The organism is Salinibacterium sp. SWN167, from assembly GCF_015864665.1.
GTDB lineage: Bacteria > Actinomycetota > Actinomycetes > Actinomycetales > Microbacteriaceae > Rhodoglobus.
In genome coordinates this window covers 673,880-696,313 of record NZ_JADYWU010000001.1, presented here as the reverse complement: position 1 = coordinate 696,313, position 22,434 = coordinate 673,880, and the positions used below count along the sequence as shown (strand labels likewise).

Genomic DNA, 22,434 nt, shown 5'->3' with positions numbered 1-22,434 from the left:
CTATCGTGCTGGTGTATCGGAGACGCGATGCAATTGCGCAGCAAGTGTTGAAGCAGGACGAGTTGAGACACAGGAACATATGCGAGAGCCAAAACCTAAAAAGATAGCCAAGCAGTTTGAATTGCTGTTTGCGGAGCTCGCGCAACGCCGCGATTCTCAAACTCGTCGCTTGGGGATAGCTGGCACCATCGCTAGCATTCTGATTGCTACGGGCGCAATACTGGTTGGATTCTCCCTTGAAAGCGAGAGTTGGACTTTGTTGTCGCTTGCCGCGGCAGTCCCCGCTCTCGCCGCGGTCGGCTACGGCATCGCTGCGCTCTTCCCCAAGGTGGTTTCCGAACTCGATCCCGCTGTGTACCGCAACAAGCTATTGAGCTCCGATGAAGTGCAAGCCCAACTGTGGCTGAGCGATCGGTTGATTGAACTGGTAGAGAAGAGAGAATATCTCTTAGAGAGCCGTTTCGGCCTGGTGAAGTGGGGCATATTTTGGCTATTCCTCGCTATAGTCGGTCTCATAGTCACACGGGCTATGGCATAGGTGAGGAAGAAAAATGGCAAGAGGCGACAAAGACTCTAACGCTTGGCCACCGCCTCCAACGGAGGAGGACGATGCTTACTACAACGTCATCGAGCATGCGGACACCTCAATTGTTAATGAGCGCCCCAAACCTGCACCGAGGCCTAAGGGCTAGAACTAAGCTTCTTTCGGCAACGCAGCCCCTCCGCCGGTCTACACCTTTCGAACAGTCGTTGGCGGCCTTTTCGCGGTCGTGCGAGTTGGGAAGTTCTAGATGGAAGGCTTGATTCTCGGTGTAGTGGGGGCGATCGTTGTTGGAACCCCTAAGAGTCATGAGGCGCGGAGTGTGCCCTACCCAGATTTCCTCTCCCCCGCCCTCGATGTCGCCTGTGCGGGCAAATCACGGGATGTCCTCGTGTTCGGCAATGGGCTAGATCATGTGCGGCCACCGGACAGCAGGCGCGGTTGGTGGATCACAGCGCTGGCGAAGTGTCGTGAGCTTGACCACACCTTCCCCCAGCTAACCCGCCACGACCTCAGGCACACAGCAGCGTCGCTGGCAGTCAGTGCCGGCGCGAACGTGAAAGCTGTACAGAAGATGCTGGGTCACGCCTCCGCAGCAATGACCCTTGATACCTACGCTGACCTGTTCGACGATGACCTAGACGCGGTTGGTGAGGCTTTGAACACTGCACGCACGCTTTCAAGTGTGGGCAAAGCGTGGGCAAACAACGATTCCGGAAACAAGAAAACCCCCTGACTTCCCGGATTTACTGGGAAGTAGGGGGCTTTTCTTTGGCGGTACCGGTGGGATTTGAACCCACGGTGCGCTTTCACGCACACAACTTTTCGAGAGTTGCACCTTCGGCCGCTCGGACACGGTACCGGGAGAGAGTTTAGTACAGATATTGGTGACGTGCGTTCACGGGTTTCGGCGCATCCAGTCGAGGCAGTGCACGAGTAGGGCGCTTGCTACGCAGAACGCGCCAGCGGTGATGCAGATCGGTGATGCGACCTGAGCGAGGTTGAACAGCTCCCAGCTGCTTTCGTTGATGGTGCCGCGACCATAGAGCCCCTTGAACGCCCACCACAGCCCTCCGACGCCGCTTGCCATGAGACCACCGCCCACCGCCCAGAGAACGTAGATCCAGGGGTTGCGGGCGAGACTTGTTGGCGTGCGGGTCGCGACGGGGTCAACGGATGCGGCTGCGTCATCCAGATACTGTGACTGCGGCCCCATGGACGGCTGTTCGTTGTCGCTCAGCGGTGAGGTTCTGGGCGCTGACGGGGAACCGGTCGCGGCGAATCCCGCTAGCGGGGCGGTCTCTTCAGCGAAAGCGCGTGTCGCCGACGGCGCCACACGGTTAGTTACCGGTTGGCGGTAGCTGTCGACGTTGCGGGCGGCACGGGTGTTTTCTTCGCGCTCGCCGCCCTCCCCTGCTGCATAACCTCGTTGAAAAACGGGGTCAAATCGAGGGTCAATGTTTTTGTCTGTCGCCACGGTGCTCCCTTGTTCGTTCCTCATCGTAGGCGGGAAGCATCCATAAGTCGCGCATTCCTCAAAAACGATCGAGGGGTGCAACGCGCACTCGCCCGACACCCGTTTCGCGCTCAGCGGATCTCTAGTTACGCCGATAGATTGGGGGCTGCATACCCCCCTAGGTATGCTTGGTTGATGAGCACTTCCCCCACGCACCGCACACGCCGCATCCTCGTTATCGGCGGAGTCGCCGCCGGAATGTCCTTCGCCACCCGCATGCGCCGTCGCGATGAACACGCCGAGATCATCATCTTCGAACGCAGCGGTCACGTGTCGTTCGCCAACTGTGGCCTTGCCTACTATCTGGGCGGTGTCATCACCGACCGCGACGAGCTGCTGCTGCAGACCCCCGCAGGCCTCGGCAGCCGTTTCGGTCTCGACGTTCGCGTCAACCACAACGTCACCGCGATCGACCCGACCCAACGCAGCATCACCGTGCACAACCACGTCGACGACACCATCAGCACCGAAAGCTTCGACGAGCTCGTCATTGCCACGGGCGCGAGCGCAGTCATCCCTGCTATCGCCGGCAGCGAGCGGATGCTCGTGCTGCGCAACATCGAAGATGTCGACCTGCTCCAGTCCTCCCTCGACGCCCTCGACCCGGCGACCGCGAACGTCGTCGTTTTGGGTGCCGGCTACATCGGCATTGAAATGGCGGAGAACCTCGCCAAGCGTGGCCTCAGCGTCACGCTTGTGCAGCGTCCCGCCCATGTGCTCGGCACCTTTGATTCCGAAATGGTTACCCCGATCGAAGCCCACCTTCGCGAGAACGGTGTCGCCCTCCATCTCGGCACGGAAGCGATCGCGATGGATGACACCTCCGTCCAGCTCAGTGATGGCTCCAGCGTCGCCGCAGACCTCGTCGTCGCGGCTGTTGGGGTGCGACCCGACAACGGGCTCGCCGTGCACGCTGGCCTCGCTACGGGGCCAACCGGCGGCATCCGAGTCAGCGCTGGGTATCAGACCAGCGCACCCCACATCTATGCGATCGGCGATGTCGCCGAGAAGGTCGGGGCCATCACAGGCGAGCACGAACTCGTTTCGCTCGCCGGGCCAGCCAACCGTGACGGCCGCTACCTTGCCGACACGCTCGCCGGGGATGAGGTGCACTCGAAGCCCGCACTCGGCACCGCCATCGTCGGCGTTTTTGATATCACTGCCGCCAGCCTCGGTTCGACCGAGCGCGCGCTGCGTGCTGCCGGTCGCGACATTCGCGTGATTCACACCCACCCGGTTTCTCACGCGGGCTACTACCCCGGCGCCCAGTCGCTGTCGCTCAAGCTCATCGTCGACGCCGCCACCGATCTCATCCTCGGCGCCCAAGCTGTCGGACGCGAGGGTGTCGATAAGCGGATGGATGTGCTCGCCACCGCCACGAGCGTCGGCCTCACTGCGAGTGCTCTCGCCGACCTCGAACTCGCCTATGCGCCGCAGTATGGCTCAGCCAAAGACCCGATCAACCACCTCGGTTACGTCGCCAAAAACCTGCGGGACGACCTGAGCGCCTCCATTCAGTGGCACGAGATTGACGCCGAACTTGAGGCTGGCACCCTGCTAGTGGATGTTCGCACCCCCGCCGAGTTCGCGCTCGGTGCCATCCCGCACGCCGTCAACATCCCGCTCGACGATTTGCGCAGTCGCTTCGGTGAACTCGATGACCGCCGCGTGATCGTGCACTGCCAGGTCGGACAGCGCGGCCACACCGCCGTGCGCATCCTCACCCAGCACGGAATCGACGCCGTCAACCTCGATGGCGGCTACCGCACGTGGCTCGCCGCGACCGCCTAGGTCGCGGATTCCTGATCAACTCATCTCCCACTCACAAAGGAACCAACAATGAACACCATTACCACCCAGGCCCTGTCCGAACTTGCCAACCCCGTCGTCATTGACGTACGTGAACCCTTTGAATACGTTTCGGGGCATGCGCCGGCAGCCGCGAGTATTCCGCTCGGAGAACTCGTTGCTCGCGTCGAAGAACTCGACCGTGATGAGACCGTCTATGTCATCTGCGAAAGCGGTGGACGCAGCGCGCAGGCTGTCGAATGGCTCAACACTCAAGGCTTCGACGCCGTCAACGTCGAGGGCGGCACCTCCGTGTGGCGCAACGCTGGCCTGCCCGTCTCGAAAGACAACTAACGATGGCTGCCACTGAAGTCGCCGCCGTAGCGGATGCCGGGCACGACCCCGAAGCGATGCGCAAGGTCATGAACCGCCTCAAGCGCGCCGAAGGTCAGCTGCACGCCCTCATCCAGTCGATGGGAGCCGAGTCGAACTGCAAAGACGTTGTCACTCAACTCGCCGCCGTGAGCAAGGCACTCGATCGCGCCGGATTCATGATCATCGCCAATGCGTTGCAATCATGCTCAACGGACGATGCGGATGGCGAAGGCAGCCACGACGGAATGTCCCACGCTGACATCGAGAAGCTGTTCCTCACTCTCGCCTAGCAGTGTCGGTCGTGCCGCCTAGGGTTGAAACATGGCCCGAGCTGTAAGTAATTTTCGCTGCACTGAGTGCGGCTGGACGAGCATCAAATGGGTGGGCCGCTGCGGCGAATGCCAGCAGTGGGGCACCGTGACCGATGCTGGCGCAGCTACCGGCATCACCAAGCGCGTCACGACCGTCGCTGTCTCCGAGACTCGCGGCGCGCGCTCGATCACCGAGATCGGTGCCGAGTCCGTTGCACACTGGCCGAGCGGCATCGCCGAGTTCGACCGCGTGCTCGGCGGCGGCGTCGTGCCGGGCGCTGCCATTCTGTTGAGCGGCGAACCCGGCGTCGGCAAGTCAACGCTGCTACTTGAAGTGGCATCGCGGGCCGCGGCATCCGGTCAGCGTGTTCTGTATGTCACGGCCGAAGAGTCGGTAAGCCAAGTCCGCTTGCGCGCCGAACGCACCAACGCCCTGCACCCATCGCTATTCTTGGCCGCCGAAACCGATCTCGGCACGATCCTCGGTCAGATCGATCACGTCAAGCCCCAACTCGTGATCGTCGACTCCGTGCAAACTGTTGCCTCTGCCGCGACCGAGGGCATCGCGGGCGGGCCATCGCAAGTGCGCGAAGTCGCGTCCACGCTCATCAGGGTAAGCAAAGACCAGAACCTGCCCATCCTCCTTGTGGGTCACGTCACTAAAGACGGCACCATTGCGGGTCCACGCCTGCTCGAACACCTCGTGGATGTCGTGCTCCAGTTCGAAGGCGACCGCCAGACGGCGCTGCGCTTTGTCCGCGCCCACAAGAACCGTTTTGGCTCCACCGAAGAAGTCGGCTGCTTCGAGATGACCGGTGAAGGCATCGCCGAAGTCACCGACCCCAGCGGCCTCTTTCTCTCCCACGCCCGCCAACCCGTCAGCGGCACGTGCGTCACCATCGCTCTCGAGGGCAGACGTGCTCTCCCCGTGGAGGTGCAGGCCCTCATCGTCAAGTCCCAGGCCCCGCAACCGCGCCGCGTCGTCAACGGTGTCGATGCCTCCCGTGTCGCGATGCTGCTCGCGGTGCTTGAGCGGCGAGCGGGGATTCCGCTGTCGACATTCGATGTCTATGTGTCGACGGTGGGCGGCATCCGCGTCACCGAACCCGGGGCCGACCTCGCGATTGCCCTTGCTATCGCCAGTGCTTACAAAGACAAAGCGTTCTCCGCCACGATGGCCGTCGTCGGCGAGATCAGCCTGGCAGGCGAGATTCGGCCGGCATCATCGGCGAAGCAGCGTCTGGCCGAAGCTTCCCGGCTCGGTTTCGACACCGTGATCGATGCCGACGCAGCCCATGTTCGCGAAGCGCTCCGTCTGGCCTTTGCCGGCGCGACCGACGAGCGCGTGCAGATCCCCGAGTTCTAAGAAGACCATTCACGCCACTCCCCCAGCACGCAGCAACGGCGGCTCATCCGAGGATGAGCCGCCGTTGCGACGCTAGGTGCTGAACTGTTGGCTAGCCGAACAGGGTCCAGAGACCCCAGTCCTCTACGCGCCAGCTGATCCAGCCGTTCTCACGCTGCAAGCTGACCAGAATCGAGTCGCTCTCGCCGGTCGCGGGCTTCACTGCGCGACACGTGAAGGTGTCCCCCATGAGAACCGGCGGCGTTGCGGGGCACGAAAGTTCGATGTTTGCGCCGAGAGTCGCAGCTTGAGCCTGAATCGAATTTTCGATCTGGTTGCTGAACGTCTGCGGAATCAAGGAGATTAGGAGACCAGGAAGGATCAACATTCCGATAACCAGAGACACGATCGAGCCGGCCCACGTGGCGATCGGCGCGATGCCCTTGCCTGTCTCCTTCATGGTGCGCAGACCGCGAACCACCAAGTAAACCGGTGCGGTCAAGAATGCCCATGCAGCGTTTGCTGGCTCCTCGTGGCCCCACACCTGCAGAAGCAGGTTGTCGTAAGCGGCGAGGCCCAAAACGACCAAGTAAGGAGCGATCCAGACGACGAGCAGCAGCGGCAAGTTGGCGCCGAGGCCCGCGCCCGCAATCAGGAACATGCTGGTCAGAAGTTGAATAAGCGGAAGGATCGCGATGAGCCAGACAGCCGCGTTGTACGTGCGGTGTTGACGAATCTCGCGCTCAGGCGCTGCTTCTTCTTCGGCAAAAGCGCTGAGGGTGGATGCACCAGGCATCGTGTTCGCGTGGGCATTAGCCGACTTCGGCAGCAGCATCGGCTCATCGGCCTGCTGCGCGTCGTCTACGGGCGCTTCGAGTTCACGCAACGTCATCGCGAGAAGCGGCTGAGCACTCAGCTCATCGTGAACGGGTGCTGTCTCCGGCTCCGGCTCGCTACGAGTCTCGGTCGTGAGGTAGTCACTCGAGTCGTAGCGTTCGCGATCGCGCTGTTCGCGTCGCGACGGAAGCTCATCTACATCGTCGTCATAGTCATCGTCGGCGAACGCCAGCTTGGTAGCCGGCTGCACAACGATAGGGGCACGTGCATCTGAGGTGTGCTCAGTCCAGGCTTGGGCATCCCACCAGCGCAACTGGGGCAACCCCAGAGGGTCTGGGTACCATCCCGCTGGCACACCGAAACTGTTGTCTTCCACGTTGAACAGAGTAACCGTCACAGAGAGGGGATAGAAAGGCCTGTTTATAACATTGATGCTGGTGCGAGTCTGGATGTAACCCTAAAGAGTGCCGAAATTGGCCTTAAATGGTCTATTTTCGACCTTTTGTCCCCTGAACTGGGTCAGAAGCGTGATTCCTCCAGAACCGCAAATATCTGTGGAAAACACCTCGGCGAGCGGCTCAGTTAGGAAAGAGTGAGGGCATCCAGGATGTCATCGGGCGATGCTTGCATCGTGTGGGGGCCTGCAACGTCGAACCAGACCGACTCCAGAACGCCACGATTGGTCTCGAGGAACGCACGCAAGTCCTCCGCGCGATACGCGACAACCTGATGGTCAGTCTCCTCGGGCAGCATGGCAACGTAGGCGTCAACCGACGAGAACAGCAAGAGCATGTACTTATCTGCTTCGCCGCGGCGGAAGACGCGCACTTGCGCTTCGTTCTCGTTCGGGGCGGCGTCGTCGCCGTCGGTATCCGTCAGCAAAGGCACCATGACTCGGTCATTGCGCAGCGCCAGAGCCACCGCTACGGGGTCGCCAGCCTCAAGAGCTTGAGCGAGCAAAGGGGAACTGAATTCGGCACTCTGTGCCGAGGAGGATGAAGAATCCATGACCAATCCGGGTTAGTTCAAAATGAACTGTTTGGTGCTCTCTGACGTGATGTCGCCAACAGAGACCTCGAGGTGATAGCTGGCACCGTCCGCAGTGACAACGGGGCGGTCGGACTCACAAGTGTCTGTGGCCGATCGGGTGCGGTCCCACTCAATCGAGCTCGATTGCACGGAGACGCCAGGCTGCAACGTAATGGTGGCCGGCTCCCCTTCGGTCTGACAGTGCTGCGAGTTCCAAATTTCGTCGCTACCGCTCGTTATGACGAACTCTTGAATGTCACTCCCGGCTTCAATAACGCACGGTTCTGTCATGGTGCTCTTGATTGAGAATGACAGCTGCGGGTTCTGGTCCTCGCTGTAACTCGAATCATCAGTGATTGCTTCGAGCGTGAGCTTGGCCGGATCGCAGATGACCGAACCAGAGGCATCAGTGGCCGCGGGCGTGCTGGATTCCGCGGCCGAGGGATCCGTTTCCGATGCCGACGGCGAGGTGGTTGCGGTATCCGACGACGCCTTAGGGCCGAAGATGATCAGCAAGATGATGGCGATCACGGCAAGGAGCCCTAGCCCGACGATCAAGCGCCGGCGCCAGTAGACGCTGCTTGACTGCGGGCCGACAGGATTCTTGAACGTCGACATACCGCAAGGCTAAACGTCTGGGGCCGCTAAAGACGCTTCAGCATGCGCGTGTTGCCGAGGGTATTGGGTTTTACACGGGAAAGATCAAGGAATTCGGCAATACCTTCGTCGGGCGAGAGCGCCAACTGCGCAAACACCGTGGGATCGACGAGATCTTCCTCGACGGGCTCGAAGCCGTGCCGGGCAAAGAACGCGGTCTCAAACGTGAGACAAAACAGGCGTTCAAGGCCGAGCATCTTGGCGTCGTGCTCGATCTGGTCGAGCAACGCATGACCGACACCGGCGCCCAACCATTCGGAGGCGACAGCAAGCGTTCGCACCTCGGCCAAGTCGTGCCACATCACGTGCAGAGCACCGCATCCGATGACCTCGCCCTGCGGCGACACCGCAACGCGAAACTCTTGCACCGCTTCGTAGAACACCACGAGATCCTTGCCGAGCAGGATGCGCTGGTTAACGAGCGGCTCCACGAGCCTCTGGATGACCCGTACGTCGGATGTCGTAGCCGGGCGGATGGTGAATGTGGTCACGCGCTAACGCTACCGCTCAGGGCCGCGCACACCCCGCACTCGCGTGCGGGTTTCGCCGAACATCCGCTGGCCGTCTGCTGGAGGCTGTCTGCCACGTCATGCCTGCGCGTTAACGACGAAGTAGCTGAGCCGACACCGTGAGGTGCAGCCCAGCCACTTGTCGTCTGCGGTGAGGTTTAGGCCTCGACCTCAGCCGGCTCCTTTTCGGGGAGACCGGGCTGGCGGCTCGTGACGAACACGAACTTGTTGTCAACGAAGTCAACGTGCACGTGGTCGCCGGCGTTGAGCTCGCCGTGGAGGATCTTCTCGCTGAGCGCGTCTTCCACTTCGTGCTGCACTGCGCGGCGAAGCGGTCGGGCACCGAGGGCGGGGTCGAACCCGACTTCGATGAGGCGCTCCTTGGCGGGGGCAGTGATCTCGACGGTGAGGTCGCGATCCATCATGCGCTCAGAGAGACGCTTGATGAAGAGGTCAACGATCTGCAGCAATTCAGGCTTGTTGAGCTGCGGGAAGACGATGGTCTCGTCAACACGGTTGAGGAACTCAGGCTTGAAGTGCTTCTTGAGTTCTTCAACAACCTTGCCGCGCATGCGGTCGTAGCTCGTTGCCGAGTCACCTTCCACCTGGAAGCCCATGGGACCAGCGGTGATGTCCTTGGTACCCAAGTTGGTGGTCATGATGATGACGGTGTTCTTGAAGTCCACCACGCGACCCTGGCCGTCGGTCAAGCGACCCTCTTCGAGGATCTGCAGGAGCGAGTTGAAGATGTCGGGGTGAGCCTTCTCGATTTCGTCGAAGAGCACAACGCTGAACGGCTTGCGGCGCACCTTCTCGGTGAGCTGGCCGCCCTCTTCGAATCCTACGAATCCGGGAGGGGCACCGAACAGACGTGACACGGTGTGCTTTTCGCCGTATTCACTCATGTCGAGCGAAATGAGGGCGTTCTCGTCATCAAAGAGGAACTCTGCGAGCGCCTTGGCAAGCTCGGTCTTTCCTACACCGGTCGGGCCGGCGAAGATGAACGAACCACTGGGGCGGTTGGGGTCCTTGAGGCCAGCACGGGTGCGACGGATGGTCTTGGAGAGAACCGAGACGGCTTCCTCTTGACCGATAACGCGCATGTGGAGTGCCTTCTCCATGAAGATAAGGCGGCTGGACTCTTCTTCGGTGAGCTTGAAGACGGGGATGCCGGTTGCTGCTGCCAGAACTTCGGCAATCAGACCTTCATCCACGATTCCGCTCGCGCCGACGTCGCCCGACTTCCACTGCTTCTCGAGGCGCAGGCGCTCTCCGAGCAGCTTCTTCTCTTCGTCGCGCAGGCTTGCAGCCTTCTCGAAGTCTTGGTCTTCGATGGCGCCTTCCTTGCGCGAGCGGACGTCGGCGATCTTGTCGTCGAATTCGCGCAGCTCAGGAGGTGCCGACAGGATCGACAGACGCAGGCGTGCGCCGGCTTCGTCGAGCAGGTCGATGGCCTTGTCAGGCAGGAAACGATCGGCGACGTAACGGTCGGCGAGGTTCGCTGCGGCAACAATGGCTCCGTCGGTGATGGATACCTTGTGGAACGACTCGTACTTGTCGCGCAGTCCCTTGAGGATGTTGATGGTGTGCGGAAGGTTAGGTTCGTGCACCTGCACGGACTGGAAGCGGCGCTCAAGCGCGGCATCCTTCTCAAAGTGCTTGCGGTATTCGTCGAGGGTCGTTGCACCAATGGTCTGGAGCTCGCCACGAGCCAGAAGCGGCTTGAGGATGGATGCTGCGTCGATGGCACCTTCAGCAGCACCGGCACCCACGAGGCTGTGGATCTCGTCGATGAAGACGATGATGTCGCCGCGGGTGCGGATCTCCTTGGTGACCTTCTTGAGGCGCTCTTCGAAGTCACCGCGGTAACGGCTGCCAGCGATGAGGCTTCCGAGGTCGAGCGAGTAGAGCTGCTTGTCTTTCAGCGTCTCGGGAACGTCACCAGCAACGATCGCGTTGGCGAGGCCTTCAACAACAGCCGTCTTACCGACACCGGGTTCACCGATGAGCACGGGGTTGTTCTTGGTGCGGCGGGAGAGGATCTGCATAACGCGTTCCATCTCCTTCTCGCGACCGATGACGGGGTCGAGCTTGCCATCGCGAGCCGCCTGAGTGAGGTTGCGGCCGAACTGGTCAAGAACCTGCGATCCCTTGTCGGGCGCAGATTCGTTGCCACCAACGGCAACGGCTTCCTTGCCCTGGAAGCTACCGAGGAGCTGGATGACCTGCTGGCGAACCTTGTTGAGGTCAGCGCCAAGCTTCACGAGAACCTGAGCGGCAACGCCTTCACCCTCGCGGATGAGACCCAACAGGATGTGCTCGGTGCCGATGTAGTTGTGACCGAGCTGCAGCGCTTCGCGCAGGCTCAGTTCAAGTACCTTCTTGGCACGCGGCGTAAAGGGGATGTGGCCGGTCGGCTGCTGCTGACCCTGACCAATAATGTCTTGCACTTGCTCGCGCACGGAGTCGAGCGAAATACCCAAAGACTCAAGCGCCTTTGCGGCAACGCCTTCACCCTCGTGGATGAGGCCAAGCAAAATGTGCTCTGTGCCGATGTAGTTGTGGTTGAGCATCTTGGCCTCTTCTTGGGCCAAAACGACTACACGACGGGCGCGGTCGGTAAATCTCTCAAACATCTCTTCACTCCTTAGATACCGCTACAGATTCGGTACCGATGTAAAGAGACTAACCAGAGAAATCGCGAAATAGTCCGCTGTTCGCCCTAGGCGTGACTGTGCTGGGTTACTGCTGGGAGACACAAACGTCACGACCCGTCGCCAGACGCAGAACCGCCACCCCACGACTGCGGATACTCGGGGACACAGCGCCCCGGCGCTAGCCTTTCGAGCGAGGCGACACCATCTTCACGCAGCGTAGCGAAGAGCAGTTCGTCGTCGGCTGTCTGCTCGATCGTGCCCTCGCAGGGGGAAGTGTGAAAACGGAACTCGCGTTCGGGCGACACGTAGCCGAAGTCAAAGCCCGCGACCTGGGCAGCATCTGCGGCAGCGGCGACGATTGCCGGCCACTCGTCATCGCGGTACTCAGCGCTGTTGACTGCGACCTCTCGGCCGTGCAGTGCAGCTTCGTTGTCCGTCCACTGCACCAGCGCGCCAGCCGCGGCGAGAGCGGCCGGATAGTCGTAGTCGTAGTCGAGGCCGAGCCACGCATTCTCTTGCAACGGAAAAGAGCGGCCGAGAGCGGCAACGAGTTCGATGACATCCCTCGGCGGTAGGTGGCCAGAGGCATTGAGCCCTGGGAGCGCCCACGTCTCGTACTCGTTACCCTGCGCTGCAGCCACGCCGGTGCCACCGCTGCCCTGTGCCGAAGACACTGTCGCGAGCGCGTCATAATTGATCACCACCTGAGCGATAGCTTCTCGCGAGACCGCGCCGTTGCCTGGGCCTATGATTCGCGCGTACGAAACCTCGTCGTAGTCGTCGGTTAACAGCACCATCGTCAGCTCAGCGCCGAGCGCTTGCTCGAGCGCTCGCCAATAGTTGAAGTTGCTGATGACGAAGTCTGGGTGAAGTCCGAGGCCGGCCACCCGAAAACGACCGCTGGATTCTCCCGCCACCCGAATCGTGAACGCTACCGGGATGCCGTACAAGGGATAGCTGTCGGATACCCGGCGCAGCGTTTCGACGACGGCAACCGTTTGGGCCTCAGCGAACTCCTCACTCACCTCGACATCGATCATGACGGAGCTATCCCACAACGCACCCGAGATCGGGGCTTGCGAGACTTCCCCGATGCCCTCAATTTCCCTTAGTTGAGTGGCACTCTCGGCAAGGAACTCCTCGTACGACGCGACCAGCCCGGCACTGTCAAGATCGGTTGCGTCATCGTTCATGAACGAGCACCCCGCCAGCGCGGGAACAAGTAACGACAGCGCCGCCAGTGCGCTCACAATCCGCCGCTGAAAACTCAATGCTCATCCTCTTCTTTTGCCGTCGCGAAGCCACCCCGGACCGCTATCGGCGTCACTGCTCGGGGAAGCACACGCCGGGGCCAGCGCCGAGAGCAAGCTGTGCTCCGGAGGAGGAAACAGCCTGGAAGAAAATGTCGTCGTTGGCAGCAGCCTCCACTAATCCGCTACACGCGGAGGTATGGAAGCTGAAGCCGCGGTCGCCCGCGCGAAAGAGAAAGTTGACGTTCTCGAACTGCCCAGTGCGAGTCGCAGCTGCAAGTGCCTTCTGCCACGCCTCATCGGAATACTCGTTGCTCGAAACAGAAATCTCGGAGATCCCGTCAAGCACTCCGGGGGTTGCCCATGTGGCCGTGAACCCTTCCGGATAGTCCGCGTCGCCAAAGCTTGAGTCACCAACCTTCGAGTTATCCCGCAACGGGATCACTGCGCGAAGATCGGTAACGAGTTCCACAAACTCAAGCGGAGCGAGTTCCTCTGGCGAATAAATGCCGGCCACAAACCAGCTCGTGCGGTTCGGCTCAGATTCGCTCGCGAGCTGTTGTAGCGCTGCGTAATTTTCCACGACACGGTCTGCCGCCGCATCGAAATCTGATTCATCTGGAACGAAAACTGAGCGTGAATTCCCGCCGAAGCCGTCGACGGTCTGCACGTTTACGCTGAGCTCGGTCCCCGCTGCGGTGGACACCGCTCGCCAGAACTCAAAATTTGCCACAAAGGCTTCAGCAGACTCAGGAAGACCCTGTGTCTCTAGAGCTCCGGCCGGATTGTCGGCGAGCTCCAGTGTGAAGCGCGGCAAGAACGCGGCTTGCTCGACACCGGTATAGCCCCCGCGAAATTGTTCAGCAATTCGCTCCAGCTGGGCGCTGTGGACCTCCGGCGTCGCTATCACGCTGACGTCCCCCACATTCCTTGACGCGGAATCGCTCGTGTAGTCGTACGACGCCTCGTTCACACCCTCTAGTTCCGCCAGCTCTGAAACCATCCGAGACAGCGCAGCGTGAGCAATTACCCCCTCCCCTGCTGAGGTCACGGCCTGCTCGATCAGTGAGCAACCGCTCAAAACGAGGGAAAGAGCTACGGCGCCCGAGAGGAGTGCGGGCAGGCGTCGAGAACTTGTCATGATTTAAGAGTACTTTTCCGGTCGCGATTCGGCCCGCCCCCGAAAGGGCTGCGTCGCGCCCCATAGCCAAAGTTAATCATTCTGTAACGTTATGCAGGTGCTGTTTACCCATAAGGTGTCGTTATGAAGGACGCACCGCACGACACCGCCACCCTTGACGAACTGACGCGTGCGCTCGACCTCCACATGCTGCGCATCCTCGTTGCCATCCAAGAGACCGGTAGCGTTTCGGCAGCCGCTCGCCGACTTGGTTTCAGCCAGCCCGCCATCACCCAGCACCTCAAGCGCAGCGAAGCCCGGCTGAACATCGCCCTCGTCGCCCGCACGCCGCGTGGCATGGAACTCACCGAAGCCGGCGCCCTGCTTGCCCGCCACGCGCCCCGCATCGATGCCGCCGTTACCGCCGCCGCAAGCGACCTCACCGCGCACCTCGGTCTCGACCGGGGCGCCGTGCGGCTTGCCGCGTTCCCCGCCGCCGTCGCCAGCATCATCGCACCGCTACTCTCTCGCCTCGATCGCGAGTTTCCGGGCATCCACGTCGAATTCAGCGAAGCAGCACCGGATGCCGCCCTCAGCGCCGTCGCCGAAGGTCGCGCCGATATCGCCCTCGACTACCGCTACGCAAGCGACCACACCATCGCATCGAGCTCGCACACAAGCCCGGAGGGACTGCGCTCGCGCTTCCTGCTCTCCGAAAACGTGCTCGCAATCGTGCCTCAAGCCGCCGCCGATCAGCTCGGCGCGTCAGCGAGTGTCGCGGGGCTTCTTCCGTTCACGTGGATCGGCGGCCCGGCTACCTGCACCGAGCAGCTTGTTGCCGTCGCGACCCCCCTCGGCGAGAAGCCCACGCTGCGGCACGATGTGACGACCACCGGCGCAGCCCTTGCGCTCGTGGCATCCGGGATCGGCGTCACCTTTCTCTCCGAACTTGCTCTCGCCACCACCACCCTGCCCGATGGCGTCGTGGCCCTCGAGCTGCAGCCCAAACTTCGTCGACGCATCTATGCGACCACTCTCGACGACTCAGCCGACACTCCAAGCATCGCCGTAGCCCTCCGGCTATTGGCCATGCGAGAGGTGGCCCGGAAAACCAACAGTGACCGCGCGGCACTGTCACAGCACTCGCACCTCCAACGCGCGAAATTTGCATCCCCTCCCTTTACACCTCCTGTAACGCTCACCGAAAGGCACGAACTTCGCATGAGATCGACTAATTCCACCCTGGCAAAGGGGGCACGGGCCTCCACGGTCGCCGTCGCCGCCTCGGCCCTGCTGCTCGCGGGCTGTGCCACATCGAGCACTCCCACCGGCGACGGCAACATCGACACCATCACGGTGGCTCTGCCCGGCTCACTCTCGAGCCTCTATGTGGGTGCCGAAAGCGGCATCCTCAACTACTACATTGCCTCCATCACTCAAGAAGGTCTTGTCTCGATCGACGCCGACGGCGCCCTGCAGCCCGGCCTTGCCGAATCGTGGGACCAGCCGGATGACGTGACCTACGTCTACGAGCTGCGCGACGATGCGATGTTCCAAGACGGCACCCCGGTGACCGCAGACGACGTCGTGTTCAGCCTCGAGCAGGCGCGCGACGAGACCAGCTCGCCCGGCCTCTCGTACTACTTGGGTGGCGTGGAGAGCGTCGAGAAGACCGGCGACCTCGAAGTCACCGTGACCCTCTCTGCCCCTGATGCAGCATTCGCCGCCAACATGAGCACGGGTGGCGCGGCCTTCATCACTTCGCAAAAGTTCTGGGAAGAGAACAACGGCGAAGTCGGTACCAGCAGCGCCCTGCTTCTGGGCTCGGGCCCGTACAAGGTCACCGAGTTTGTTCCCGACTCGCACGTGAACTTCGAACGCGTTGACACCTGGTGGGGCGACCTTCCCGAGGTGAAGAACATCAACGTGAAGTTCATCCCGGATGAGGGCACCCGCCTTCTTGCTGCCCAGTCTGGCGACATCGATGTGGCGTTCAACGTGCCGCTCGCCCAGTCGACCCAGTGGGAAGACCTCGACAACATGCGTGTCGACTACGTCAACGACCTCTCGTACGTCGGCATGTACTTCAATACCGCCCTCGAGCCGTTCAACGACCCGAAGGTGCGCGAAGCCTTCGCCCACAGTGTTGACCGCACCACGATCGTCGACAAGCTGCTGCGCGGCCACGGCGAAGTAGCTACTGCCATCGCGACCCCCGAATCCCTCGGAAGTGTCTACAGTGCCGATGATGCCCGCGACCTGCTCGCGACCATCCCGCAGTACGACTTCGACCTTGATGCGGCTGCGGCAGCACTGGCAGCCTCCGATCACCCGGATGGCTTCGAGACCGACATTCTGTTCCCCTCCACGGGACCGCAGCTCGGCACCGCGGCTCAGTCGCTCGCCGAGAACCTCTCCAAGATCGGCATCACGCTGAACGTGCGCGAAGTTCCCGTCGAGGAATGGCTCGCGAGCCTCGAACAAGACAGCAGCTACGGCGTTGGCCTCATGTGGTACTTCTCCACCCTGGGCGACCCCGCTGAAGTCTCGACCTACATGCTCGGCGACTACAACATCTCGAACTACGAGAACCCCGAAGTTCTCTCGCTATTCGAGCGCATTGGCGCCGAGACTGACCCCTCTGCTCGCATCGACCTCCTCATCGAGGCCGAAACGCTGCAGGCAGAAGACATCATCAGCGTTCCGCTCTGGTGGGGACAATCCGCCACCGCGTTCTCGAACGACATTGACATGAGCAGCTACAGCTCATTCGCGTTCATCTCGTCCTGGCCGACCCTGCTCACTCCGGCTGGATAATTTGTGACAACCACCCCGATCGCACGCGCATCACAAGCACGGTCCTTGGGCCGCATGCTTGTGGTGCGCGTGCTCGGCACCATCGGAATCCTGCTGGTGCTGTCCATCATTGTGTTCTCGATGCTGCACCTCGCTCCCGGTGACATCGTCAAGAACCTGCTCGGCAACCGGGCATCATCGCCGGAAGCCATCGCCGCGATCCGTGCGCAATACAATCTCGATCAGCCGCTGTATATGCAGTACCTGATCTGGTTGGGCAACACCCTCACCGGTGATTTTGGGCAGTCCATTCGGCTGCAAGATTCGGTCTCGAATGTCATCGGCTCGCGCCTGGGCATCACTGCCGCCCTCAGCGGACTCGCGTTCCTCCTTGCCGTGATCGTCGCCGTTCCGCTCGGAGTGCAGAGCGCCGTTCGTTCGGGAAGCTGGATCGACCGCTTCGCTACCGGCTTCGGAATCGTCGGCCTCAGCGCCCCCACCTTTGCCGTAGGCCTCCTCCTTCTCTATACTTTCGCGTTCTATCTGCCGATCTTTCCGGTCTACGGATCGGGCGACGGTGGCCTCGACACCCTCTGGCACCTCATACTGCCCGCCATCACTCTGGCCTTGGGACTCGGCGCCATCATCCTCAAACTCACCCGCACCGCCATGCTGCGCGAACTCGAAAGCGACTACGTGACCTTTGGTCGCGCGCGGGGCCTGCCCGACCGCCAAGTGCATCTGATCGCCCTGCGCAACGCCGCCATCCCGATCGTCACCGGCGCAAGCCTCGTATTGACTTTCTTGGTCGGCGGCACCGTGCTCGCCGAAACGACGTTCGCGCTGCCCGGCCTCGGCACTCTGCTGCAAGGCTCCGTGCTGTTCAAGGACATCGCCGTCGTGCAAGCGCTCACCCTGCTGGTGGCCGTGACAATTGCGATCATCGCCCTGCTGGCCGACCTTGCCTACATCTTCCTCGACCCCCGCATCCGCGCCAAGGAGAGTGCTCAGTGAGCAGCACCGAAGCCATCGTTCTGGCTAAACTTCCGCGGTCGCGCCGCCGGCATCCGGTGGCCGTCTGGTTGTCGCTCGCCCTGCTCGGCGTCGTCGCCTTCCTAGTGCTCTTCGGCAACCTGATTGCCCCGGATGCCACAGCCCAGTCGATTCTCGATTCGTTGCTGCCCCCGGGCAGCCCTGGTCACCTTCTCGGCACCGACGAACTCGGTCGTGACGTGCTTGCTCTGACGATCGCGGGAGCGGCATCCGCCCTCGTTGGTCCGGTGTGTGTCGCCCTCGGGTCGATGCTGCTCGGCATTCTGCTCGGCACGGTTGCGGGCTACCTCCGTGGACCGATCGACTTCATCATTGGCCGCTGGACCGACCTGCTGTTCTCGCTGCCGCTCTTGCTGGCCGCCATCGTCGTCGCGGGCGTCTTCGGCGCTGGCTATTGGATGACCGTGCTGCTGCTGATCCTGCTGTTCTCGCCCTCGGACATCCGCATTGTGCGCGCCGGAGTTATGGAGCAGGCCGCGCGCCCCTTCGTGGAGGCAGCCCAAATGCTGTCGCTCTCCAAGACCCGCATCATGTTCACGCAGGTGCTGCCCAACGTGTGGTCGCTGATCATCACCAACTCGATGCTCAATGTGGCGTTCGCACTCGTAGCCTTCTCGTCGCTGTCGTTCTTGGGCGTCGGCGTTGCCCCCGGCACGGCCGATTGGGGGCGCCAGCTCACCGACGGTCGCGCCATCATGATCGACAACCCGGCAGCGGTTCTTGTGCCAGCCCTGCTCATCATCGGCGTCGCTTCGGCAGCAAACCTTGTGGGCGACTGGCTCGGCCAAAACTTGACCAGAACGGGACGCTCATGACCGAGACCAGCATGACAAACGTGCCCGCGTCGGGTGACGGCTTGGGCTCCGGCATCGACTCGACCGCTCAGGTGGCCGTTACCGGACTCACGATCGACGGGCCGGCTGGCGTTGTTGTCGCCCCCTTCGACTTCTCCATTGCGCCAGGTGAAACCCTCGCCCTCATCGGCGAATCGGGCTCCGGCAAGACGCTCTCAGCCAAAGCCATCGCCGGGCTGTTGCCTGCCGGCTTCACCGCGCGCGGCACCATCGAGCTTGCGAGTGCAACGATCGAACTGCCCGCTACGGATGCCGTGTGGCGTGCGACCCGAGGTCGCCGCATTTCACTGCTGCTGCAGGATCCGTTCACGAGCCTGAGCCCCGTGCACCGCTGCGGCACCCAAATCGGGATGACGATCGATGCCGCGAGCGCGACCCGCCTCAGCCGTGAGGAACGCACCGCCCGCATCACGCAGAGCCTGGCCGAAGTGAACCTGCCCGCGGATGTCGCGCGCGCCTACCCCCACGAACTCTCCGGGGGAATGCGTCAACGGGTGGCCATCGCGGCGGCCCTCGCCACCGACCCCGAACTGCTCATTGCCGACGAGCCAACCACCGCTCTCGACGCGAGCAACCAGGGCGAGATTCTCGACCTCCTTCGGGGCCTGCAAGAGAAGCGCGGCATGGCTGCCCTTCTCATCTCGCACGACCTCGGGATGGTGCGCGGACGTGCCGAGCACGTGCTCGTCATGCGCCACGGCGAGATCGTGGAGCGCGGTGTCACGAGCTCCGTGCTCAATGCGCCAAGCCACCCCTACACTCGGGCGCTGATCGAAGCCGACCCCTCACTCACCGATCGCTCGGCCGGGGTCGTGCGTATGGCATCCGGTGTCGGCATGACCGCTGCGGTAGCAGACGCCGACTCAGCAATCGGCGACCTCGTCACCGCCACCGACATCACCAAGAGCTTCGGCGATAAGACCGTTCTGCACGGTGTGAGCGTCACCGTGGGCCGCGGCGAGACCGTCGGCATCGTCGGCGAGAGCGGTTCGGGCAAGACCACAATCGCGCGGTGCATTGCCGGGCTCGAGCACGAGACCAGCGGAGTGATCGAGTTCGACGGTGTCGCCCTCGCCGCCGGCCGCGCTTCACGCACGCCGAAGCAGATGCAGATCGTGTTCCAGGATCCGTACTCCTCGCTCAACCCGATGATCAGTGTCGGACGGTCGCTGAAGTTGGCGTTGAGGGTGGCGGGTCGTCCGGCATCCGACCTCAATGGCCTGCTGCAGTTGGTTGAACTGCCCACCGACTTCGCGAGTAAGCGACCAGCAGAGCTGTCGGGCGGCCAACGCCAACGAGTCGCCATTGCCCGTGCTCTGGCTGTTCAGCCAGAGTTGCTGATCTGCGACGAATCAGTGTCGGCGCTCGATGTGTCGGTGCAGAAACAGATTCTCGATCTGCTGGCGAAGCTGCGCGTCGAACTCGGCCTTTCGATCCTGTTCATCTCGCACGACCTCGCCGTGGTGCGCCAGCTCGCCGACCGCGTGTACGTGCTGCGGTACGGCGAAGTCGTCGAGTCAGGTCAGTGCCACGACGTGCTCAACGCGCCGACTCATCCCTACACTCAGGCGCTCGTCGCAGCGTCCATTCACGAAGCACCCACTCACTGAGCTCGGCGCCACAAGCGCCCGACTCGCCCCGAAAGGACCCCGTGGACACCTCCACTCCTGCTGACTCCGCCGCCACACACACGACCGACGCCGCCGCCTCGAACACCACCACCGCTGCTGTTGATGCAACGATCGGCACTGCCGTTGTTCAGCTCGCGCCCGCCGAGCTTCCCACGCACCTCGCAGAGGCTCTCGGCACCGAGCGTGCCGCCGAATGGCAGCGCGATCGCGAGCCCTATAGCCCTCGGGTATGGATGCTCGCCTCCCCCACCGGCAGCGCAGCGGCCCTCACCTCGGGTCGCCCGAACACGCGCTACACGAAGCTCGTTGACCTCTGGGCCGACAGCGATGCTGCTGCCCAGAGCCTTCTCGGCGAACTGATCGCGGCTTCCGCGGAGCGTGGCGATGCCGCCCTCAAATGGCAGCTCCCTCTTGAGGCCGAGCTCCCCGCTTTCGCCGCCGACTTCGGTTTTACCGAACTCCGCACCCCGATCTCCTCGGCCGACGGCACGCAGGGCGTGCGCGGATTCGTGCTGTGGCACGGCGGTTGGCCGCACGAGCAGCTGCGCTACTACGGCCAGACCACGCTGTTCACGTGTGGCGCGGTTGCCGCCATGACAGCGCTCAGCCACCTCGGCCTTGAGCCCTTTGCCGACACCGAAGACGATGATGCCCGCGAACGCGAACTCGCGTTCTGGCGTTCGGCCACCAATTTCCCGGCGTGCGAACCCCTCGGTCTCGCCGTCGCCGTGCACGATGTGATCGCCCAGTCGGCTTCTGCCATCAGTCTCGAACTGCACCTCGACACGACCGCACCGACACTGCTCGAGACCTATGAGGGCGAAGAGCGCACGTTCCGGGAGCAGCTGCAGGAGCAGTCGCGGGCCGAAGCGGCGAGCCGCGGCATCCAGCAGCACACGGCTCCGTTGTCGATTCAGCAGATCAGCGAACGCGTTGCCGGTGGCGAACTCGCCATCCTGTTGATCGAAGAAGAACCCATGCACGATGCCTCGACCCCGCACTGGGTCGTCGCTCACTCGGTGAAGGGCGACACCATTCTGCTCAACGATCCGTGGATCACGGCCGAGCAGGGCGAGACCTGGGTCGACTCCCACGATCTGCCCGTCTCGATCGCGGTGCTCGACCAGATGGTCGCGTTCGGCGACCCCACTTATCGCGGGGTCATTTTTGTGGCACGCTAGCTCTCACTGAGGTCAGGAGCCGCCGTGAGTAACACCGAGAAGAACCCGGCCGAAGTGCTGTGTGAAAACGAGCTCGGCACTGGCGTGCAGTTGCTCTCGCCTCGCGAGGTTCCCCTTGGCGGCCCACGCGCGATGAACGTGAGGCGCACGCTGCCGCAGCGGTCCCGCTCGCTCATCGGCGGGTGGTGCTTCGTCGACCACTACGGCCCTGAGACGACGCGGATGCACGTGCCGCCGCATCCGCATACCGGCCTGCAAACCGTCAGCTGGCTTTTCGCGGGCGACATCGAGCACAGCGATAGCGTCGGCAGTCTCGCAACCGTGCGGCCCGGAGAGTTGAATCTCATGACGGCCGGGCGCGGCATTTCGCACTCCGAGGTCTCCCCCGCCGAGCCGACGCTGCTCCATGGTGCGCAGCTCTGGGTCGCCCTGCCGAACGCCCACCGCGACACCGCGCCCGCGTTCGAGAACTTCGTGCCGACGCCGTTTGAGCATCAGGGCGCGACCGTGAGCGTCTTCATCGGAGAACTCGCCGGCGTCTCATCTCCCGCCCGCGTCTTCTCCCCGCTTCTCGGCGCGCAGCTCGACGTACCCGCCGACACCAGCATCACCCTCACGCTCGACGCCACCTTCGAGCACGGCGTGCTCGTGGATGCCGGCGACGTGACCATCGCTGATGTCGAGACGCCCGAAGATCACCTCGCGTATCTCGCTCCCGGCCTCACCGAACTCTCGATCACGGCGGCGACGGATACTCGGCTCCTGCTACTCGGCGGCGAACCGCTCGGCGAGGCCATCATCATGTGGTGGAACTTCATCGGGCGCAGTCACGACGAGATCGTGATGTTCCGCGCGCAGTGGCAGGCCGACGTGATCGAGGCCGGCAATCCCTCTGGCCGCTTCGGAACCGTGGCCAGCTGTGATGGGCATCCGCTGCCCGCCCCGGAACTGCCCACGATCAGGCTGAGGCCGCGCCTCTAGACC

Annotated in this window: 20 protein-coding genes and 1 tRNA gene; 12 read left to right on the top strand and 9 right to left on the bottom strand. The window is 62.5% G+C overall.

The window, feature by feature from the left end:
• Positions 1–79: 79 nt before the first annotated feature.
• Complete coding sequence (locus I6E60_RS03240) at positions 80–538, top strand: hypothetical protein (protein WP_197178847.1); 459 nt, start codon at positions 80–82, stop codon at positions 536–538.
• Between the two features lie 262 nt (positions 539–800).
• Entirely contained in the window at positions 801–1,277 is a 477-nt protein-coding gene (locus I6E60_RS03235) for a tyrosine-type recombinase/integrase (protein WP_231601113.1), read from the top strand.
• A 36-nt stretch (positions 1,278–1,313) separates the two neighbouring features.
• Here the strand turns inward: I6E60_RS03235 and I6E60_RS03230 are convergent.
• Both I6E60_RS03230 and I6E60_RS03225 read right to left on the bottom strand, forming a co-directional pair.
• Positions 1,314–1,403: transfer RNA gene (locus I6E60_RS03230), tRNA-Ser, on the bottom strand.
• Positions 1,404–1,439: 36 nt separating this feature from the next.
• Complete coding sequence (locus I6E60_RS03225) at positions 1,440–2,018, bottom strand: hypothetical protein (RefSeq protein ID WP_197178843.1); 579 nt, start codon at positions 2,016–2,018, stop codon at positions 1,440–1,442.
• A gap of 174 nt (positions 2,019–2,192) precedes the next feature.
• Here I6E60_RS03225 and I6E60_RS03220 point away from each other — a divergent pair, with 174 nt between their 5' ends.
• Genes I6E60_RS03220 through radA form a run of 4 tightly spaced genes read left to right on the top strand, consistent with a single transcriptional unit; the run spans position 2,193 to position 5,897 of the window.
• Positions 2,193–3,848 (top strand): FAD-dependent oxidoreductase, encoded by a 1,656-nt coding sequence (locus I6E60_RS03220; protein ID WP_197178841.1) that lies wholly within the window; start codon positions 2,193–2,195, stop codon positions 3,846–3,848.
• A 48-nt stretch (positions 3,849–3,896) separates the two neighbouring features.
• On the top strand, positions 3,897–4,199 hold the full coding sequence (locus tag I6E60_RS03215; RefSeq protein ID WP_197178839.1) for a rhodanese-like domain-containing protein: 303 nt from the start codon (positions 3,897–3,899) through the stop codon (positions 4,197–4,199).
• Positions 4,200–4,201: 2 nt separating this feature from the next.
• Positions 4,202–4,510, top strand: coding sequence for a metal-sensitive transcriptional regulator (locus I6E60_RS03210; protein WP_197122925.1), 309 nt, complete (start codon positions 4,202–4,204; stop codon positions 4,508–4,510).
• Between the two features lie 31 nt (positions 4,511–4,541).
• Complete coding sequence (gene radA / locus I6E60_RS03205; protein WP_197122923.1) at positions 4,542–5,897, top strand: DNA repair protein RadA; 1,356 nt, start codon at positions 4,542–4,544, stop codon at positions 5,895–5,897.
• Between the two features lie 91 nt (positions 5,898–5,988).
• On the opposite strand, the gene I6E60_RS03200 is transcribed toward radA, so the two are convergent.
• From I6E60_RS03200 to I6E60_RS03170, 7 genes are all read right to left on the bottom strand, one after another.
• A complete protein-coding gene (locus I6E60_RS03200; protein WP_307784366.1) occupies positions 5,989–7,110 on the bottom strand; it encodes a DUF2510 domain-containing protein in 1,122 nt (373 codons plus the stop codon).
• A gap of 185 nt (positions 7,111–7,295) precedes the next feature.
• Positions 7,296–7,721 carry an SseB family protein gene (locus tag I6E60_RS03195; protein WP_197178838.1) on the bottom strand — a complete coding sequence of 142 codons (426 nt, stop codon included), beginning with the start codon at positions 7,719–7,721 and terminating at the stop codon, positions 7,296–7,298.
• Between the two features lie 12 nt (positions 7,722–7,733).
• A complete protein-coding gene (locus tag I6E60_RS03190; RefSeq protein WP_231601112.1) occupies positions 7,734–8,360 on the bottom strand; it encodes a hypothetical protein in 627 nt (208 codons plus the stop codon).
• A gap of 26 nt (positions 8,361–8,386) precedes the next feature.
• A complete protein-coding gene (locus I6E60_RS03185; protein WP_197122919.1) occupies positions 8,387–8,890 on the bottom strand; it encodes an amino-acid N-acetyltransferase in 504 nt (167 codons plus the stop codon).
• 176 nt (positions 8,891–9,066) lie between these two features.
• Positions 9,067–11,544: an ATP-dependent Clp protease ATP-binding subunit gene (locus tag I6E60_RS03180; RefSeq protein ID WP_197122917.1), complete on the bottom strand. Its 2,478-nt coding sequence runs from the start codon at positions 11,542–11,544 to the stop codon at positions 9,067–9,069.
• A gap of 128 nt (positions 11,545–11,672) precedes the next feature.
• Positions 11,673–12,836 (bottom strand): hypothetical protein, encoded by a 1,164-nt coding sequence (locus I6E60_RS03175; RefSeq protein WP_231601111.1) that lies wholly within the window; start codon positions 12,834–12,836, stop codon positions 11,673–11,675.
• 52 nt (positions 12,837–12,888) lie between these two features.
• Entirely contained in the window at positions 12,889–13,956 is a 1,068-nt protein-coding gene (locus tag I6E60_RS03170; RefSeq protein WP_197122913.1) for a hypothetical protein, read from the bottom strand.
• 123 nt (positions 13,957–14,079) lie between these two features.
• On the opposite strand from I6E60_RS03170, the gene I6E60_RS03165 reads away from it, so the two are divergent.
• Genes I6E60_RS03165 through I6E60_RS03140 form a run of 6 tightly spaced genes read left to right on the top strand, consistent with a single transcriptional unit; the run spans position 14,080 to position 22,431 of the window.
• Entirely contained in the window at positions 14,080–16,752 is a 2,673-nt protein-coding gene (locus I6E60_RS03165) for an ABC transporter substrate-binding protein (protein ID WP_197178836.1), read from the top strand.
• 3 nt (positions 16,753–16,755) lie between these two features.
• The gene (locus tag I6E60_RS03160) at positions 16,756–17,745 is read left to right on the top strand and encodes an ABC transporter permease (RefSeq protein WP_197178834.1); all 990 of its coding nucleotides are present in this window, start codon (positions 16,756–16,758) and stop codon (positions 17,743–17,745) included.
• Positions 17,742–18,599, top strand: a complete 858-nt coding sequence (locus I6E60_RS03155; RefSeq protein WP_197122907.1) for an ABC transporter permease — start codon at positions 17,742–17,744, stop codon at positions 18,597–18,599. Before I6E60_RS03160 ends, I6E60_RS03155 begins: the two co-directional genes overlap by 4 nt.
• On the top strand, positions 18,596–20,248 hold the full coding sequence (locus I6E60_RS03150; protein ID WP_231601110.1) for an ABC transporter ATP-binding protein: 1,653 nt from the start codon (positions 18,596–18,598) through the stop codon (positions 20,246–20,248). Before I6E60_RS03155 ends, I6E60_RS03150 begins: the two co-directional genes overlap by 4 nt.
• 41 nt (positions 20,249–20,289) lie before the next feature.
• Positions 20,290–21,450, top strand: a complete 1,161-nt coding sequence (locus I6E60_RS14525) for a peptidase C39 family protein (RefSeq protein WP_307841774.1) — start codon at positions 20,290–20,292, stop codon at positions 21,448–21,450.
• Between the two features lie 24 nt (positions 21,451–21,474).
• Positions 21,475–22,431, top strand: coding sequence for a pirin family protein (locus I6E60_RS03140; RefSeq protein WP_197122905.1), 957 nt, complete (start codon positions 21,475–21,477; stop codon positions 22,429–22,431).
• Positions 22,432–22,434: the final 3 nt, after the last annotated feature.